14 protein-coding genes are annotated in these 17,750 nt (G+C 56.6%); 9 read left to right on the top strand and 5 right to left on the bottom strand.

All coding sequences use genetic code 11. From position 1 onward, the window contains the following. The first annotated feature begins 35 nt into the window (after positions 1–35). The 6 genes from phoB (at position 36) to proY (ending at position 7,581) form a co-directional block, all read left to right on the top strand. Positions 36–725 carry a phosphate response regulator transcription factor PhoB gene (phoB, locus tag AC1RKG_RS14590; RefSeq protein WP_020825449.1) on the top strand — a complete coding sequence of 230 codons (690 nt, stop codon included), beginning with the start codon at positions 36–38 and terminating at the stop codon, positions 723–725. A gap of 24 nt (positions 726–749) precedes the next feature. Next, positions 750–2,066, top strand: coding sequence for a phosphate regulon sensor histidine kinase PhoR (gene phoR, locus AC1RKG_RS14585; protein ID WP_046374371.1), 1,317 nt, complete (start codon positions 750–752; stop codon positions 2,064–2,066). Positions 2,067–2,080: 14 nt separating this feature from the next. Continuing rightward, positions 2,081–3,019 (top strand): PstS family phosphate ABC transporter substrate-binding protein, encoded by a 939-nt coding sequence (locus AC1RKG_RS14580; protein ID WP_046374370.1) that lies wholly within the window; start codon positions 2,081–2,083, stop codon positions 3,017–3,019. 211 nt (positions 3,020–3,230) lie between these two features. Then, positions 3,231–4,337: a cobalamin-independent methionine synthase II family protein gene (locus tag AC1RKG_RS14575; protein ID WP_493183312.1), complete on the top strand. Its 1,107-nt coding sequence runs from the start codon at positions 3,231–3,233 to the stop codon at positions 4,335–4,337. Between the two features lie 446 nt (positions 4,338–4,783). Continuing rightward, positions 4,784–6,103: a branched-chain amino acid transport system II carrier protein gene (gene brnQ, locus AC1RKG_RS14570; RefSeq protein ID WP_020825453.1), complete on the top strand. Its 1,320-nt coding sequence runs from the start codon at positions 4,784–4,786 to the stop codon at positions 6,101–6,103. 71 nt (positions 6,104–6,174) lie between these two features. Further along, positions 6,175–7,581, top strand: coding sequence for a proline-specific permease ProY (gene proY, locus AC1RKG_RS14565; RefSeq protein ID WP_020825454.1), 1,407 nt, complete (start codon positions 6,175–6,177; stop codon positions 7,579–7,581). Positions 7,582–7,614: 33 nt separating this feature from the next. Here proY and AC1RKG_RS14560 read toward each other — a convergent pair whose 3' ends face one another. Next, entirely contained in the window at positions 7,615–7,878 is a 264-nt protein-coding gene (locus AC1RKG_RS14560) for a hypothetical protein (protein ID WP_048759760.1), read from the bottom strand. Between the two features lie 132 nt (positions 7,879–8,010). Next, positions 8,011–9,276 carry a mechanosensitive ion channel family protein gene (locus AC1RKG_RS14555; protein WP_128864409.1) on the bottom strand — a complete coding sequence of 422 codons (1,266 nt, stop codon included), beginning with the start codon at positions 9,274–9,276 and terminating at the stop codon, positions 8,011–8,013. Between the two features lie 249 nt (positions 9,277–9,525). Between AC1RKG_RS14555 and malZ the strand changes: the two genes are divergently transcribed. Beyond that, complete coding sequence (gene malZ, locus AC1RKG_RS14550; protein ID WP_493183309.1) at positions 9,526–11,349, top strand: maltodextrin glucosidase; 1,824 nt, start codon at positions 9,526–9,528, stop codon at positions 11,347–11,349. A 462-nt stretch (positions 11,350–11,811) separates the two neighbouring features. On the opposite strand, the gene ggt is transcribed toward malZ, so the two are convergent. From ggt to AC1RKG_RS14535, 3 genes are all read right to left on the bottom strand, one after another. Beyond that, a complete protein-coding gene (gene ggt / locus AC1RKG_RS14545; RefSeq protein ID WP_046374366.1) occupies positions 11,812–13,575 on the bottom strand; it encodes a gamma-glutamyltransferase in 1,764 nt (587 codons plus the stop codon). Between the two features lie 231 nt (positions 13,576–13,806). Further along, positions 13,807–14,409 carry a peroxiredoxin C gene (locus tag AC1RKG_RS14540; RefSeq protein ID WP_020825459.1) on the bottom strand — a complete coding sequence of 201 codons (603 nt, stop codon included), beginning with the start codon at positions 14,407–14,409 and terminating at the stop codon, positions 13,807–13,809. A 229-nt stretch (positions 14,410–14,638) separates the two neighbouring features. Beyond that, positions 14,639–15,220, bottom strand: coding sequence for an ACP phosphodiesterase (locus tag AC1RKG_RS14535; protein ID WP_020825460.1), 582 nt, complete (start codon positions 15,218–15,220; stop codon positions 14,639–14,641). A gap of 244 nt (positions 15,221–15,464) precedes the next feature. On the opposite strand from AC1RKG_RS14535, the gene queA reads away from it, so the two are divergent. Both queA and tgt read left to right on the top strand, forming a co-directional pair. After that, positions 15,465–16,535 (top strand): tRNA preQ1(34) S-adenosylmethionine ribosyltransferase-isomerase QueA, encoded by a 1,071-nt coding sequence (gene queA, locus AC1RKG_RS14530; protein ID WP_115059873.1) that lies wholly within the window; start codon positions 15,465–15,467, stop codon positions 16,533–16,535. 72 nt (positions 16,536–16,607) lie between these two features. Beyond that, on the top strand, positions 16,608–17,732 hold the full coding sequence (gene tgt / locus AC1RKG_RS14525; protein WP_020825462.1) for a tRNA guanosine(34) transglycosylase Tgt: 1,125 nt from the start codon (positions 16,608–16,610) through the stop codon (positions 17,730–17,732). Positions 17,733–17,750 lie beyond the last annotated feature (18 nt).

Below are 17,750 nucleotides of genomic sequence, written 5' to 3'. Positions count from 1 at the left end.
CAACTGTGATCGCTAACACATTGGCAGGATTGACGATGGCAAGACGCATACTGGTGGTGGAAGACGAAGCGCCGATCCGTGAGATGGTGTGCTTTGTGTTGGAACAGAATGGTTACCAACCGTTGGAAGCTGAGGATTATGACAGCGCCGTGACGCGCCTGTCTGAGCCGTTCCCTGATTTAGTGTTGCTCGACTGGATGTTACCCGGGGGATCCGGCATTCAGTTTATTAAACATATGAAGCGTGAAGCGCTAACCCGCGATATTCCGGTGATGATGTTGACCGCGCGCGGTGAAGAAGAAGACCGGGTGCGCGGCCTGGAAGTCGGGGCGGATGATTACATCACCAAACCCTTCTCACCGAAGGAACTGGTGGCGCGCATCAAGGCGGTAATGCGCCGTATTTCACCGATGGCGGTGGAAGAAGTGATTGAAATGCAAGGGCTGAGCCTGGACCCTTCCTCACACCGCGTGATGGCTAACGAACAAGCGCTGGATATGGGGCCGACCGAGTTCAAGCTGTTGCACTTCTTTATGACCCATCCTGAACGCGTTTATAGCCGTGAGCAGTTGCTTAATCACGTCTGGGGCACTAACGTTTATGTGGAAGACCGCACCGTTGACGTGCACATCCGTCGGCTCCGTAAGGCGTTAGAGACCAGTGGTCATGACAAAATGGTTCAAACCGTTCGGGGCACCGGCTACCGATTCTCAACGCGCTACTGATCGCGCCGCGCTGGAGAATATGCCGTGTTAGAACGTCTATCCTGGAAGAGGCTGGCCCTGGAGCTGGCCCTTTTCTGCCTGCCTGCCTTACTGTTGGGGCTGATTTTCGGTTATCTGCCCTGGCTGCTGCTGGCCTCCGTGCTGGCGGCGTTGGTATGGAATTTCTACAATCAACTCAAACTTTCCCACTGGCTGTGGGTTGACCGCAGCATGACGCCGCCGCCTGGCCGCTGGAGCTGGGAACCGCTGTTTTACGGCTTGTATCAGATGCAGCAACGGAACCGTCGTCGGCGTCGTGAGCTGGCGCTGTTGATCAAACGCTTCCGTAGCGGAGCGGAATCGCTGCCCGATGCGGTAGTGATGACTACCGTCGAAGGCAATATCTTTTGGTGCAACGGGCTGGCGCAGCATTTGCTGGGTTTCCGCTGGCCGGAAGACAATGGCCAGCACATTCTCAACCTGTTGCGTTATCCGGAGTTCAGTCACTATCTGCAACAGCAGGAGTTCTCCCGCCCTTTGACGCTGCAACTGAATAACGAGCATTACGTCGAGTTTCGTGTGATGCCCTACTCCGAAGGGCAATTATTGATGGTAGCCCGCGATGTGACCCAGATGCGTCAACTGGAAGGGGCTCGGCGCAACTTCTTCGCTAACGTCAGCCACGAGTTGCGTACGCCGCTGACGGTATTGCAGGGTTACCTGGAAATGATGAGCGACGAAGAGCTGGATGGTTCGCTGCGCGGTAAGGCGTTGGGCACCATGCAGGAGCAGACTCGCCGCATGGACGGACTGGTCAAGCAACTGCTGACGCTGTCGCGCATCGAGGCGGCGCCTAACGTTGAAATGAACGAGCGGGTTGATATCCCCCTGATGTTGCGGGTGTTACAACGTGAGGCGCAATCGCTGAGCGGCGGCAACCACGAGATCACCTTCCGGGTGAATGAGCAGTTGAAAGTGTTCGGTAACGATGACCAACTTCGCAGTGCGGTGTCGAATCTGGTGTATAACGCCGTCAATCATACGCCGAAAGGCACCAATATTGAGGTCAGCTGGCAGCAGACGCCAAACGGCGCGCAGTTTCAGGTCAGTGATAATGGGCCGGGCATCGCGGCCGAACATATTCCCCGTTTGACCGAACGCTTCTACCGCGTCGACAAAGCCCGTTCACGCCAGACCGGCGGCAGCGGGCTGGGGTTGGCGATCGTCAAGCATGCGCTCAGTCACCACGATGCGCGGCTGGAGATCCTTAGCGAGCAGGGCATCGGCACCCGATTTATCTTTACCTTGCCTAACCGGTTGATTGTTCCCGCAGCTTTGTCAGAGAATGCGGTGAAAAATTAACGCGAGAGGCTGGCATGATCCGAATCACCCGAGGGCTGTTGCTTTGCCTGGCGCTGTTGGCAAGCCGAGGCGCGCTGGCACAGCCGGATGGCATGCTGTCCGGCAACCTGTCTAGCGTCGGCTCCGATACGCTGGCGAACCTGATGGCGCTGTGGGCGCAGGACTTCAGCCAGCATTATCCCAACGTTAATCTGCAAATCCAGGCCGCCGGTTCCTCCACGGCGCCAACCGCATTGGCGGCTGGTGCAGCGCAGCTTGGCCCGATGAGTCGCCCGATGAAGGCCGCGGAAGTCTCTGCATTCGAGCATCGTTACGGTTATGCGCCGTTGGCGGTACCGGTCGCGGTCGATGCGCTGGTGGTGCTGGTGCATCAGGACAATCCGCTGCGCGGTCTTAATCTGCAGCAGCTCGACCGAATTTTCTCCGCGACTCTGCGCTGTGGCGAAAGCCAGCCTTTGACGAGGTGGGGGGAACTGGGGCTGACCGGTGATTGGCAACAGCGTGCGCTGCAACGTTTTGGACGTAATTCGGCCTCCGGCACCTACGGCTATTTCAAACTGCGTGCGCTGTGCGGCGGCGATTTTATGCCGCGCGTCAATGAGCTGCCGGGCTCGGCTTCAGTCGTGCAGGCGGTGGCCGGTTCGCTGAACAGTATCGGCTATGCCAGCATCGGTTTTCGCGCCAGCGGCGTACGGCTGTTACCGTTAGCGGAGACCGGCCAAAACTATGTGACGCCAAATGATGCCAACGTGCGTAACGGCAGCTATCCGTTGTCGCGCTATCTGTATATTTACATTAATAAAGCGCCCAACCAGCCGCTGGAGCCGCTGACGGCGGCATTTCTCGATCGCGTGCTGTCGGACACCGGGCAAAATCTGGTCAATCACGACGGCTATCTGCCACTGCCGCCGCAGACTCTGCAGAAAACCCGCCTGGCGCTGGGCCTGCAATAAGCCTGCCTCTGGGCACCTTGAGTGCCCAACATGAATTTCTTTCATCCCCTGTGAAAATTCTTCCGTTGCCGCCCGTCAGTCGACGTGACAGCATGCTGATTATAAGTCATCTAGACGTCTGGAAGTCTATTTAATAACCCGGCGTAATAGTTCACACTGTAAATCACTGAGGCAAAGGCCCGAGCTTTTGCCGGCTAGCGGGAGTCATATTATGTGCGATTGCAATTCTGCCTTTCACGCTGACGTTGTCGGCAGTCTGTTACGCCCTGCGGCGCTGAAAACCGCTCGCCAACAGTTTCTGCAGGGCGAGATTGATGCCCTTCAGTTACGGGAAGTTGAAGACCAACAGATCCGTCTGGCGGTGGCAAAACAGAAAGATCTCGGTTTGGCAGTCGTGACGGATGGAGAATTCCGTCGAGCGTGGTGGCACTTCGACTTTTTGGAAGGACTGGACGGCGTGGAAGGTTATGACGCGGAGCAGGGGATCCAGTTTAACGGCGTACAAACGCGGGCGCGCAGTATCAAGGTGGTCGGCAAATTGGGCTTCAACCCGCAACATCCGATGCTGGAGGACTTTCGTTTTCTGAAGGCCATCGCCGGTGATGCGGTGCCGAAGATGACCATTCCAAGCCCGAGCGTGCTGCACTTTCGCGGTGGGCGTAAGGCCATCGACAGCCAGGTTTACCCGGATCTGAACGGCTATTTTGACGATCTGGCGCAGACCTACCGCGAGGCGATCAAGGCGTTTTATGATGCCGGTTGCCGTTATCTGCAACTGGATGACACCGTGTGGGCCTACCTGTGCTCTGACGATCAACGGCGGCAGATCCGCGAACGTGGAGAGGATCCGGATCTTCTGGCGCGCATTTACGCGGATGTGCTGAATGCGGCGATCGCCGATAAGCCGGAGGATCTGATCATCGGGTTGCACGTTTGCCGCGGTAATTTCCGCTCCACCTGGATCTCCGAGGGCGGCTATGAACCTGTGGCGGAGATCCTGTTTGGTCAGGTGAATATCGACGCTTTCTTCCTGGAATACGACAATGAGCGTTCCGGTGGTTTCGAGCCGCTGCGTTTTATCAAACCGGGCAAACAGCAGGTGGTGCTGGGCCTGATTACCACCAAAAACGGGGATCTGGAAAACCCCGAGCAGGTGAAACAAAGACTTGAAGAGGCGGCGCAGTTTGTCGATCGTCGACAGCTTTGCCTCAGCACCCAGTGCGGTTTCGCTTCGACTGAAGAGGGCAACAGCCTGAGTGAGCAGCAGCAGTGGAATAAACTGCAAAGCGTGGTCAATATTGCCGAGCAGGTTTGGTAGGGCAAAAAATCGGTTCAGACCGCGCGGAAACTGGTGGTTTATTGGCGGTTTCGCGCGGTCATGAGGCATCTTCTTCACGTTTTGTGAATGCGTTGCTCAAAAATGATACAAATCATGTATTGTATATTTATTGATAGCCCCTATGATCGACTGGTGTCGAAAGATAATCTGGTCGATAGCTCTGCTTTTTGTCATGCGACTTGCCTTTCAACGCTATAAACGTTTAACTTAGCCTCCGTTGTCGGACTAAACCTCCATTTATAACTCCTAAAACTCTGCCCATCATCATGAGTGGTCACTTTCGAATAAGGACAAAACGCCGGACGTTATGCGTTTTCTGCTCTTATTGGTCTCGCGATGAAATGGCAAGCCGGCAACCGGATGGGGCTTAACGCTACCTCCATATCGGGCATTTTTTTTCATTTGAACAGGCAACACGACATCGTATGAGTCATCGTTTAACGTCAAAAGATATTATCGCATTGGGTTTTATGACCTTTGCCTTATTCGTCGGCGCCGGGAATATCATTTTCCCGCCGATGGTCGGTTTACAGTCCGGTGAACACGTCTGGACCGCAGCTATCGGCTTTCTGATCACCGCCGTCGGTCTGCCGGTGATGACCGTGATCGCCCTGGCGCGCGTCGGTGGCGGCATTGACGCCCTGAGCTCGCCGATTGGCCGTCGCGCCGGTCTGCTGCTGGCTACCGTCTGCTATCTGGCCGTAGGCCCGCTGTTCGCCACGCCGCGTACCGCGACCGTCTCCTTTGAAGTGGGCATTGCACCGCTGACCGGTGATGGCGCCATGCCGCTGTTTATTTACAGCCTGGTGTACTTCGCGTTGGTGATCGGCATCTCGCTGTATCCGGGCCGCCTGCTCGATACCGTGGGCCACGTGCTGGCACCGCTGAAAATTGTTGCGCTGGGCGCGCTCGGCATCGCCGCGCTGGTTTGGCCGGCAGGTACGCCTATCCCGGCGACCGACATTTATCAGAACGTTCCTTTCTCTTCCGGCTTCGTCAACGGCTATCTGACCATGGATACGCTGGGCGCGCTGGTATTCGGCATCGTCATCGTTAATGCTGCGCGTTCCCGCGGCGTTAAAGATGCCGGTTTGCTGACGCGTTACACCATCCTGGCCGGGCTGATTGCCGGTGTGGGCCTGACGCTGGTTTATCTGAGCCTGTTTAAGCTGGGCTCCGGCAGCGGCGTGTTGGTACCCGACGCGACCAACGGCGCGGTGATCCTGCATGCTTACGTGCAAAACACCTTCGGTGGGCTGGGCAGCTTCTTCCTGGCGGCGCTGATTTTCATCGCCTGTATGGTGACTGCGGTTGGCCTGACCTGCGCTTGCGCCGAGTTCTTTGCCCAATATCTGCCGTTCTCCTACAAGACGCTGGTGTTTATTCTGGGGCTGTTCTCGATGGTGGTGTCCAACCTGGGCCTGAGCCATCTGATCCAAATCTCCATTCCGGTGCTGACCGCGATTTACCCGCCGTGCATCGTGCTGGTGGTGCTGAGCTTCACCCTGCGTTGGTGGAACAGCGCGCCGCGTATTATCGCGCCGGTGATGTTAGTCAGCCTGTTGTTTGGTATCCTTGACGCGGTGAAAGCGTCCGCCTTCCAGCAAGTGCTGCCGGATTGGACCAATCACCTGCCGCTGGCAGAACAGGGTCTGGCATGGTTGTCGCCTTCGCTGTTGATGCTGGTGCTGGTCGCGATTTATGACCGGGTTTGTACGCGTTCCGAAGTGACCGCGCACTCCTAATCCCCCGGCTAAATTTTGGGCCACGGACTTGTCCGTGGCTTTTTTACGTTTAAAAAACACGGGTTATTTTCATGCAACAACAGTCACCCACCGCTCCCACGCCCAATAAGCTAAAACGCGGTCTCAGCACCCGTCACATTCGCTTTATGGCTTTGGGTTCGGCTATCGGCACCGGCCTGTTCTACGGTTCGGCGGACGCGATTAAAATGGCCGGCCCTAGCGTTTTGCTGGCGTACCTGATCGGCGGCATCGTCGCTTTTATCATCATGCGTGCGCTGGGCGAGATGTCGGTCAACAACCCGCAGGCCAGTTCGTTCTCGCGTTATGCTCAGGACTACCTGGGCCCGATGGCCGGATATATCACCGGTTGGACCTACTGTTTTGAAATCCTGATCGTTGCGATTGCCGACGTGACCGCTTTCGGCATCTATATGGGCGTGTGGTTCCCCGAGGTGCCGCACTGGATTTGGGTACTGAGCGTGGTGCTGGTGATAGGCGCCATCAACCTGATGAGCGTGAAGGTGTTCGGCGAGCTGGAGTTTTGGTTCTCCTTCTTTAAAGTCGCCACCATTATCATCATGATTGCCGCCGGTATCGGTATCATCATCTGGGGGATTGGCAACGGTGGGCAGCCGACCGGCATCCATAACCTGTGGTCTAACGGCGGCTTCTTCAGCAACGGCTTTATCGGCATGATCCTGTCGCTACAGTTGGTGATGTTCGCCTACGGCGGTATCGAGATTATCGGTATCACTGCCGGTGAAGCCAAAGACCCGAAAACCTCCATTCCCAAGGCCATCAACTCGGTACCGTGGCGTATTCTGGTGTTCTACGTCGGTACGCTGTTTGTCATTATGTCAATCTACCCGTGGAATCAGGTGGGTACCAACGGCAGTCCGTTCGTGCTGACTTTCCAGCATATGGGCATTACCGTGGCGGCGGGCATCCTTAACTTTGTGGTGATCACCGCGTCGCTGTCGGCGATTAACAGCGATGTGTTTGGTGTTGGCCGCATGCTGCACGGCATGGCCGAGCAGGGCCATGCGCCGAAGATGTTCAGCAAGGTGTCCAAACGCGGGATCCCGTGGGTCACAGTGGTGGTGATGATGTTGGCGCTGTTGCTGGCGGTGTATCTCAACTACATCATGCCGGAAAACGTGTTCCTGGTGATTGCTTCACTGGCGACCTTCGCCACCGTGTGGGTGTGGATCATGATCCTGTTCTCGCAGATTGCCTTCCGTCGCAGTCTGAGCAAAGAGCAGGTGAAAGGCCTGGCGTTCCCACTGCGCGGCGGGGTGTTTACCTCGGTGGTAGCGATCATCTTCCTGGTGTTTATCATCGGTCTGATTGGTTACTTCCCAACGACTCGCGTATCGCTGTACGCCGGGCTGGTGTGGGTGGCGGTGCTGCTGGCGGGATATTACTTCAAGGTCAACCGCCAGAAGAAGCTGGCGACGCTGGCGCAGCAACAGGATTGAAGATGAAAACACCGGCCATGAGCCGGTGTTTTTTTAATGCTTTTCCTCAGGTTCGTCGTCACCGGAGGCGCGCGCTTCGATACGCAGGCTGCTGTCGCTCAGCCTTTCCTCTTTCCCCTCGCCGGCACAGCGTGCCAGCACTTCGCGAATATCCTGCATGTTGCTGCTCAGGGCGCTAAGCGACGGTTGCAGAGTACGGCTCATGCGGCTTTCATCCAGCGAAGCGCTGTGCAGACAGCCGATGAACAACAGCGTGGCCAGCAGGGTAAACAGCCGATGTTTTACCTGTTTCAGCAATGGCATCTCTTCTTTCCGGTGGCTGGGTGAGCGTATTAACACCGCTTTAGGTGAGCAAGAAAAGAGGCTGGAGATATCTGCTGGCAATTGGCGGAGAATAATTACCAGCAGAAACAGTTACGTCAGCCTGCGTCAGGAAATGTCTGCCGCCTGTCGCAGGGGGTTCAGCATGCTGCGCATGTCGTTACCGGTCGGCGTTTGATGCACCCGCAAATCGAATTCGTTAATCACCGCCAGGATATGGTCAAAGATATCCGACTGAATGCTCTCGTATTCAGCCCAAACCGTGGTGTTGGTGAAAGCGTAAATCTCCAGCGGTAAACCTTCTGGCAGCGGTGCCAACTGGCGCACCATCAGCGTCATATTCTGGTGAATGCCGGGGTGAGCGCGCAGATAGGCCACCAGGTAAGCGCGCAGCGTGCCAAGGTTGGTCAGGCGGCGGCCGTTGAGCGGTGAACTGAGATCTACGCCAGTCTGCTGATTATGCTGGCTCAGCTCCTGCGTTTTATCGTTCAGGTAGCGTTGCAGCAGCGGGTTACGGTTCAGGCGCTGTTGTTCTTCTCCCGACAGGAAATGCACGCTGGTGGTGTCGATATTGATACTGCGCTTGATGCGACGGCCACCGGATTCCGACATGGAGCGCCAGTTTTTGAAGGAGTCGGAGATTAGCGCGTAAGTCGGGATGGTGGTCACGGTATTGTCCCAGTTGCGCACTTTCACCGTGGTCAGGCCAATGTCGGTCACCGCGCCATCGGCGCCGTATTTCGGCATTTCCAGCCAGTCGCCGATGCTCAGCATGTCGTTAGCGGAAAGCTGGATGCCGGCCACCAGGCCGAGGATCGGGTCCTTAAAGACCAGCATCAGCACCGCAGTCATCGCCCCCAGGCCGCTGAGCAGCAGCAAGGGTGATTTTCCCATCAGCAGTGAAACGATCATGATGCCGATCAGGATCGCCGCGACCAGCTTCAGGCCCTGGAAAATACCGCGCAGCGGCAACTGATTGGAGATCGGGCTTTGGCGCAGCATTGCCAGCAGCGTATCCAGTAAGGAAAACAGCGACAGCAGGGCGAAGCCCATGATCCACACCTGAGCGGCGGTGACAATAATCGCCTGGGTCTCACTGCCGGCGTGCAGCCACAGCACCGCCTGCAGATTAATGATCACCCCTTGCAGCAACAGTGCCATGCGCTGGAACAGCTTGTACTGGGTGATCGCCTGCTGCCAGACACGCTGCGACCGTTGGCCACGGCGTTGGATTGCTGCCAACACCACGCGGTGCAACACCAGGTGGATCACTACCGAAATCAGGACGATCAGTCCCAGCACCATCAACAGGGACATGACTCCGCTAAATTCCAGCCCGAATTTTTCCAGCCACAGGGTTATCTGTTGTTGCATTGCCGCTCCTTTAAAAAATGCGCAAAAAATATCCAATACACTCAAAAGACGTTAGCCTAATGGTTACGGGTCATAATGTGCGGCTGTTTACCCTTTTTTACATAGGGTTAGCGCTGACTGCTTATCTCCACCCCCCGGCTCCTCCCCGAGTTTACCGGCCAGAGAGGAGGGGGACTGACACTCAACGTGGCATTGTTCGTGGCATTGAATAACGTCGTCGATTTCGTTTTGTACAGCTGGAGGAAAGTCATGCTTAACGCCTGGCATCAACCGGTCCCGCCTTTTGTGGTGAAGAAGGGACAACGCCTGGATATCACGCTGTGGTTACAGGGCAATGAACTGCCTGAACAGGTTTTTTTGCGCGCCGAGCCGGACAATGAAGAATGGCTGCTGATCATGAAAGGGCAGCTGGTTGGCGGGTTGCAGCGATATCAGGCCAGCCTGACCCTGAATGAGGGCGAGGCAACCCGCCGTTACTGCTTCAAGCTGGTCTGGGCCGACCGCCAGCAATGGTTCGGTCCACAGGGAGAGTCTCTGACGCCGCCGGGACAATTGACGCAATTTGCCGTCGACGTGCCCGACATCAGCCCGCAATGGGTGGCCGACCAGATTTTCTATCAAATCTTTCCCGATCGCTTTGCCAGCAGCGGCGGCGAACACGGCATTCAGAGCGGCAGCTATCGTCACCATGCCGCCGGCTGCGATGTCGTTCGCTGTGACTGGCAGCAGCCGCTGGAGGACCGACACGCCGCGTCCACCTTCTATGGCGGCGACCTGGACGGCATTAGCCAAAAATTGCCTTACCTGCAGCAGTTGGGCGTGACGGCGCTCTATCTGAACCCGATCTTTACCGCACCCAGCGTGCATAAATACGATACCGAAGACTATTATCAGGTCGATCCCTATTTGGGCGGCAACGTCGCCTTGCAACGTTTGCGAGTGAGCACTCACAAGGTGGGGATGAAACTGGTACTCGACGGGGTATTTAACCATACCGGCGATTCCCACCCGTGGTTTGATCGTCACCAGCAAGGCGACAGCGGCGCTTGCCACCACCCGGATTCTCCCTATCGTGGCTGGTTTAATTTCTACCCGGATGGCCGTGCGCTTGACTGGAAGGGCAACGCCAGCCTGCCGAAGCTCAACTTTGCCGAACCCCAGGTGGCGGAGGCGATTTATCGCGGTGAGGGCAGTGTAGTGCGCCATTGGTTACGCCCGCCCTACAGCATTGACGGCTGGCGGCTGGACGTGGTGCATATGCTGGGTGAAAACGGCGGGGCCGCCGGCAACCTGCGGCATCTGGCAGGCATTTATCACGCGGTTAAGCAGGAAAATCCGCAGGCCTATGTACTGGGCGAGCATTTTGGCGATGCGCGGCGCTGGCTGCATGCCGGCGTTGAAGATGCGGCGATGAACTACATGGGCTTTGCCCTGCCGGTGAGGGGGTTTCTCGCCGGATTGGACGTCGCGCATCACCCGGTGCGGATGTCGGCGGCGGAGTGTGCACAATGGATGGACGGCTACCGGGCAGGCTTGCCGCATGGCCGCCAGTTGATCCAGTTCAATCAACTCGACAGCCACGATACCGCGCGCTTTCTGACGCTATTGCAGGGCAACCGGGCGCGGATGCAGATGGCGGCAGTGTGGCTGATGAGTTGGATCGGTGTGCCCTGTTTATATTATGGCGATGAAATTGGTCTGGATGGCGCCAACGATCCGTTCTGTCGTAAACCCTTCCCGTGGGATGAGAGCCATTGGGATCGGCCCCTGCTGGCTTTGTTCCAGCGAATGGCGGCGCTACGCAAACAGAGCCTGGCGCTGCGTCGCGGTGGCTGTCAGGTGCTGCACGCGGTCGGAGAGACCTTGGTATTTGTGCGTCTCTATCAACAAGAACAGGTGTTGGTGGCATTGCAGCGTGCGGGCAGCGGTGCAGTGACGTTGCCGTACACGCCGTTGCTGGCCGCAGGCCAATGGCAGCGGCTGGAAGGAAAGGGCGAAATGGAAGAAACGCAGAATGCGATGACGCTGCAGCTGGGTGAAGAGTCCGTGACCCTGTGGCGGCGGCTGGGTTAAGGCAGGAAGGGCCGATATTCTGCAATGCTGTTCACTTAAGCCTGACGGGCATTTTTTATTCGGTCCCTGAAGGCTCAGTGCAGGCAGAATTGCCGTCAATATCCCGCATTTCTCTGCCACCGCAATGAACGGCAATGGGAGGGGCCGTAGGCGCGGCCCCTCCACCCGCGCCTTCGCTTAACACCCTCTGTCCGCTGCGCTGATACCCTCGCTGCACCCACGTTGTCGGGCGGGTCGGCTACGACAAACCTCCCTGTTAGTCTCGCCTCAACCGGCCTTCCCTGGCCGGTTGCCCCTGACAACGCCGCCTTGCTCGGTCGGAGCTTAAGAGCTTCATGGAGCTTTACCCGTTTATCGACCGAAAAAATATTGAACAGGCGTAAAAAACACCTTAAGTGAACGACATTACGGTATCCCGGCCCTTAATTCAGTGAGTGGGCGTTCACACGCCCAATGAGCCGATCAATATCCCACGGCAGAACCGGCTGGGCGGCGAACGTCATTGGCACCGTACAGGTAGCCTTCGCGCACCTTGCCGGACACTGCCGAATCGTTGCCGGAGTTGGCCGGGCTGACTCCGGCGGCACCCGGCAGGCCCACCAGAATCAGCTCCGCCGCGCCCCACGGCGTTTGCTCAACCATCTTGTAACCCATACCGGCAAGGATTTTAAGCGTATCGGCAGAAACACCGCGCTGCTCGTAGTAAACCTCATCCGGCAACCACTGATGGTGGATACGTGGCGCATCTACCGCCTCTTGCGGCGCCATGCCGTGGTCAATCACGTTGAGCGCGGTCTGCAGGGTGATGGTGATGATGCGGGAGCCGCCCGGCGAGCCGAGTACCATAAAGATTTTATTGTCTTTGGTCACCAGCGTCGGGCTCATCGACGATAGTGGGCGCTTACCGGGGGCAATGCTGTTGGCGGTACCCTGCACCAGGCCATAGAGGTTTTTCTCGCCGACCTTGACGGTGAAGTCATCCATTTCATCGTTGAGGAAGAAGCCGGTGCCCGGTGCGATCACCACCGCGCCAAAGCGGCCGTTAACGGTATAGGTGGTAGAGACGGCGTTGCCATCATGATCGACAATCGAGTAATGAGTGGTTTCCGGCTTCTCGTGGGGTTCCATGCCGGGCTGTACGTTTTCCGACGGTGTAGCTTTGTCAGCGACGATTTTCTTGCGGATTTCTTCGGCATAGCTCTTGCTGACCAGCCTGTCGATCGGATTCTTGATGAACTCCGGGTCGCCAAGGTAGGTGTTGCGGTCCATATAGGCGTGGCGCATCGCTTCGGTCATGGTATGGATTGCCGCTGCCGAATTGAAGCCCATGCTTTTCAGGTCATAACCCTCAACCACGTTGAGGATTTCGCACAGCGTCACGCCGCCTGAGCTGGGTGGGGGCGCCGATACAAATTTATAGCCGCGATAGCTACAGGTGATCGGCGGGGTTTCGGTCACTTTGTAGTTGGCGAAATCGGCCGCGGTCAGGATACCGCCGCCTTGTTTGGCTGCCGCCTCTACCGCTTGGGGGATTTTGCCTTTGTAGAAGGCGTCTGGCCCCTCTTTGGCGATAGCGGTCAGGGTGTTGGCCAAATCGCTTTGCACCAGGCGATCGCCCGGCTGCAGTGGTGTGCCGTCAGCGCGCAGGAAGATTTTGGCGGATTCCGGATCTTGCTTAAAGCGCGCGACGGTCGTATCGAGAATATCGGTATCGGCACGGGTCAAGATAAAGCCCTCGCGCGCCAGTTTGATGGCCGGCGCCATGACCTGTTCGCGGCTCAGCTTGCCGTATTTAACGCGCGCAGTTTCCATTCCCAGTACCGTACCCGGCACGCCCGCCGCCAGATAGCCATACAGGCTGGCACCTTTCTTCACGTTGCCCTCGGCATCCAGATACATGTTGGCATTGGCCGCCGCCGGCGCGGTTTCACGGAAATTGATAAAGGTATCGGTGCCGTCAGCCAGGTGCACCGTCATAAAGCCCCCGCCGCCGATGTTGCCGCAGCACGGGTTGACCACCGCCTGCGCGTAACCCACAGCCACGGCTGCGTCTATGGCATTACCGCCCAGCTTCAGGATATCGACGCCGACCTGAGAGGCCAGATGTTGCGATGTTACCACCATGCCGTTTTTGGCTTCGACCGCCGGATTGGATGCGGCATACAGGCTGCTGCTGACCAGCAGCGCCGCCATGGTCAGCGGCTTGCTCCATTTCTGTAAAAACATAGTTATTCCTACCCTGTCAGTTTTTTTATTGTGTTTGGCTTGCCACCGGTGTCGTGCAAAGAGTGGGCCAGCGTTATTGATACTAGCTGCTGATAGGGATACGCGCGGAAAACCGCCGGGGAAATGTGAGCGGAAACAAGGAAATGAAGCACGATAACTGGGCAATACGCCCTAATTTGGCGCAAAAAAAAACCGGCCACGAGGGCCGGTTGATACGCTAACGGGCTGAAATTACAGCTTGGAAGCGTTTTCGGACAGGTATTTAGCTACGCCGTCTGGAGAAGCGCCCATACCTGCTTTGCCTTTTTCCCATTGAGCCGGGCACACTTCGCCGTGCTGCTCGTGGAATTGCAATGCGTCAACGGTACGGATCATTTCGTCGATGTTACGGCCGATTGGCAGGTCGTTAACAACCTGAGCGCGAACCACGCCGTCTTTGTCGATCAGGAAAGAACCACGCAGGGCAACGCCTGCTTCTGGGTGCTCGATGCCGTAAGCTTTCTGAATTTCACGCTTAATGTCAGCAACCATTGCGTATTTCACTTCCCCGATGCCGCCATTTTCGACTGGGGTTTTACGCCATGCGTTGTGGACAAATTCTGAGTCGAATGAAACGCCAACCACTTCAACGCCACGCTTCTGGAACTCTTCATAGCGGTGATCGAAAGCGATCAGCTCAGAAGGACATACGAAGGTGAAGTCCATCGGCCAGAAGAACAGGACGGCTGGTTTGCCGTTCAGGTGCTTCTTGAAGTTGAAGTTTTCAACGATTTCGCCATTGCCGAGTACGGCAGCTGCGGTGAAGTCAGGGGCTTGACGAGTTACCAGGACCATAATTACTCCTGTAATAGGTGTTAAGGGGTTGATGTAAAAACAAGGGCCAGTATAGGGGCCACGACTGGGTGAATAAAGGGTAAAAGACCAATCAATGAGATAGTTTTTACCTATCAAAGTCGTTGATTAAATTTAGCGAGCTTTAAAAATAACCTTTTCCCGTAAAAGGGCAAGGCTTAAAAAGCAATTTCTTGTAAAGCGTCGCATTTTCAATGAGTTTGGTTTGACCTTACAGCTTTTTCTCTTTTGCCTGCTGCATCATCTGTGGGTAAAACTGCCAGAACTGTGTTTCAAGCTGATGATAATTGCGCTCTACGTCGGCGAAAGAGCCCGCCAGCGCCGCCAGGCGTGGACGACGGCTGGCCATGCCCGCCAGCACGTTGCCGATAAACGGCAGTTCGGCGTAGCGCTCCAGCCAGCGTTCCGGCCAGAGATAACCGTTCAAATTCTGAAAGCGCGCCGGCGTCAGTGGCAAATGCGGCACGATCTGGCTGCGGGCTTGCTGGGTAAAGCCGTGCAGGCTGAGGGACGGTTCCAGTTGCTGCCAGTGGCGAGCCAGAAAGTGATCCCATACCACGTCGAGCGTGATTGGCGCTACGCGCCGGTGTTCTGCAGAGAAATAGTCGCGGCAGGCTTTGACCTGCGGCAGGCTGTCGGTCAATACGTCGACGCGGCGGTGCATCATAATGCCGGCCACCACCTCGGGATCGTACTCGCCTGCGGGGTTGCCGCGCACGAAGTCGGCCAACAGATTGCCCAGTAACGAGCTTTCCGCAAGCTGGGCTAAATGGAGATGAGCGAGAAAATTCATCCGGCAACTATACCTGAAGTCATGCAAATCCTCCTTATTTCTTGCCGCTGACCGCCCACAGCTTTAGACTAGGCCGCCTGTTTTTTATGACCAACATACCCGTCGCCTTTCAAGCCGCAGTGTTGTTGGCTGCACTTGCCCACTCCGGTCACTTACTCAAGTAAGCTCCCGGAGATGGGCAAGCTGTCCGCCTAACTGCAACTTGAAATTCATAGGGTATATACAATTGAAGAAGTGAATACCCATGCGCGTCGCCGATTTTTCATTTGAACTTCCCGAGTCCCTGATTGCCCGCTATCCCCAATCTGAGCGTAGCGGTTGCCGCTTGCTGCAGTTGGACGGGCCGAGCGGGGCGCTGACGCACGGCGTATTCACCGATCTGCTGGATAATCTGGAAGCCGGCGATCTGTTGGTGTTCAACAATACCCGGGTGATCCCGGCCCGCATGTTTGGCCGCAAGGTCAGCGGCGGCAAGATTGAAGTTCTGGTCGAGCGCGTGCTGGATGACCATCGTGTGCTGGCGCATGTTCGCGCGTCGAAGGCCCCTAAGCCGGGCGCCGACCTGCTGCTGGGCGACGATGAAAGCATCGCCGCCACCATGGTGGCGCGTCACGATACGCTGTTCGAACTGCGTTTCAACGATGAGCGCGATGTGTTCACTATTCTCAATGCCGTCGGCCACATGCCGCTGCCACCTTATATCGATCGCCCGGACGAAGACGCTGACCGCGAGCTTTATCAGACGGTCTACAGCGAGAAGCCGGGTGCCGTCGCTGCGCCGACCGCCGGGCTGCATTTCGACGAGCCGCTGCTGGCCGCGCTGCGTGAGAAGGGCATCGAGATGGCCTTTGTCACGCTGCATGTGGGCGCCGGCACCTTCCAACCGGTGCGGGTGGAAACCATCGAAGAACACGTCATGCACGCCGAATATGCGGAAGTGCCGCAGGACGTGGTTGACGCGGTATTGGCCTGTAAAGCTCGCGGCAAGCGCGTGGTGGCGGTAGGCACGACCTCGGTGCGTTCCCTGGAAAGCGCCGCCAACGCCAGCAAGGATGCGTTAATTGCCCCGTTCTTCGGCGACACCAGCATCTTTATCTTCCCCGGCTACCATTATCAGGTGGTTGACGCGCTGGTGACCAATTTCCACCTGCCGGAGTCCACGCTGATTATGCTGGTTTCCGCCTTTGCCGGTTATAAAAACACCATGAATGCTTATCAGCAGGCGGTGGCCGAGCAGTACCGATTCTTCAGCTATGGCGATGCGATGTTCATCAGCCGTAACCCGCAGGCGGAGCAAGAGTCCGTCGGCGCCTGATTTTCTGGGCTGCGCATCTGGCGCGGCCCTGTTTTAACGACATCAGACTGTTTCTCTGATGCTGGAGGCTTTGTGAAGTACGAATTAGACACTACCGATGGCCGCGCTCGCCGTGGCCGCCTGATCTTTGACCGCGGCGTGGTGGAAACCCCGGCCTTTATGCCTGTCGGCACCTACGGCACGGTAAAAGGCATGACGCCGGAAGAAGTGAAAGAGACCGGCGCGCAGATCCTGCTGGGCAACACCTTCCACCTGTGGCTGCGCCCAGGCCAGGAAATCATGAAGCTGCATGGCGATCTGCATGATTTCATGCAGTGGCATGGCCCGATCCTCACCGATTCCGGCGGCTTCCAGGTGTTCAGCCTGGGCGCAATGCGCAAGATTAAAGAGGAAGGCGTTCATTTCCGTAACCCGATCAACGGCGACAAGGTGTTCCTCAGCCCGGAAAAATCGATGGAAATCCAGTATGACCTGGGTTCCGACATCGTGATGATTTTCGACGAATGTACGCCGTACCCGGCAGATTGGGACTACGCCAAGCGTTCGATGGAAATGTCACTGCGCTGGGCGCAGCGCAGCCGCCAGCGTTTTGACGAACTGAATAATAAAAATGCGTTATTCGGCATTATTCAGGGCGGTGTTTACGAAGATTTACGTGATGTTTCAGTAAAAGGGCTGGTGGATATCGGTTTTGATGGTTACGCTGTGGGCGGCCTGGCGGTCGGTGAGCCAAAAGAGGATATGCACCGCATTCTTGAACATGTTTGCCCGCAAATTCCGGAAGATAAGCCGCGTTACCTGATGGGCGTCGGCAAGCCGGAAGACCTGGTTGAAGGCGTGCGTCGCGGTATCGATATGTTCGACTGCGTGATGCCAACGCGTAATGCCCGTAACGGCCATCTGTTCGTGACTGACGGTGTGGTAAAAATCCGTAATGCCAAGCACAAGGATGATACTTCTCCGCTGGATAAAGACTGTGATTGCTATACGTGTCGCAATTACAGCCGCGCCTACTTGCATCATCTTGATCGTTGCAACGAAATACTGGGTGCCCGATTGAACACCATTCATAACCTGCGTCACTACCAACGCCTGATGGCGGGTTTACGCGAGGCCATTGAACAGGGTAAATTAGAGCTGTTTGTTGCGGATTTCTACGGTCGGATCGGTAAACCGATTCCACCTTTAAACGCTTGAATTAATAATTGATAACTT

This window comes from Serratia sp. GW822-FHT06D09 (genome assembly GCF_058799515.1).
This window is presented reverse-complemented; position numbering and strand designations above follow the sequence as displayed.

What these genes read in the sequence shown, in the direction of transcription:
- phoB (WP_020825449.1), top strand. Translation starts at nt 36, where the DNA reads ATGGCAAGACGCATACTGGTGGTGGAAGACGAAGCGCCGATCCGTGAG.
- AC1RKG_RS14580 (WP_046374370.1), top strand. Translation starts at nt 2,081, where the DNA reads ATGATCCGAATCACCCGAGGGCTGTTGCTTTGCCTGGCGCTGTTGGCA.
- AC1RKG_RS14575 (WP_493183312.1), top strand. Translation starts at nt 3,231, where the DNA reads ATGTGCGATTGCAATTCTGCCTTTCACGCTGACGTTGTCGGCAGTCTG.
- brnQ (WP_020825453.1), top strand. Translation starts at nt 4,784, where the DNA reads ATGAGTCATCGTTTAACGTCAAAAGATATTATCGCATTGGGTTTTATG.
- proY (WP_020825454.1), top strand. Translation starts at nt 6,175, where the DNA reads ATGCAACAACAGTCACCCACCGCTCCCACGCCCAATAAGCTAAAACGC.
- AC1RKG_RS14555 (WP_128864409.1), bottom strand. Translation starts at nt 9,276, where the DNA reads ATGCAACAACAGATAACCCTGTGGCTGGAAAAATTCGGGCTGGAATTT.
- malZ (WP_493183309.1), top strand. Translation starts at nt 9,526, where the DNA reads ATGCTTAACGCCTGGCATCAACCGGTCCCGCCTTTTGTGGTGAAGAAG.
- ggt (WP_046374366.1), bottom strand. Translation starts at nt 13,575, where the DNA reads ATGTTTTTACAGAAATGGAGCAAGCCGCTGACCATGGCGGCGCTGCTG.
- AC1RKG_RS14540 (WP_020825459.1), bottom strand. Translation starts at nt 14,409, where the DNA reads ATGGTCCTGGTAACTCGTCAAGCCCCTGACTTCACCGCAGCTGCCGTA.
- AC1RKG_RS14535 (WP_020825460.1), bottom strand. Translation starts at nt 15,220, where the DNA reads ATGAATTTTCTCGCTCATCTCCATTTAGCCCAGCTTGCGGAAAGCTCG.
- queA (WP_115059873.1), top strand. Translation starts at nt 15,465, where the DNA reads ATGCGCGTCGCCGATTTTTCATTTGAACTTCCCGAGTCCCTGATTGCC.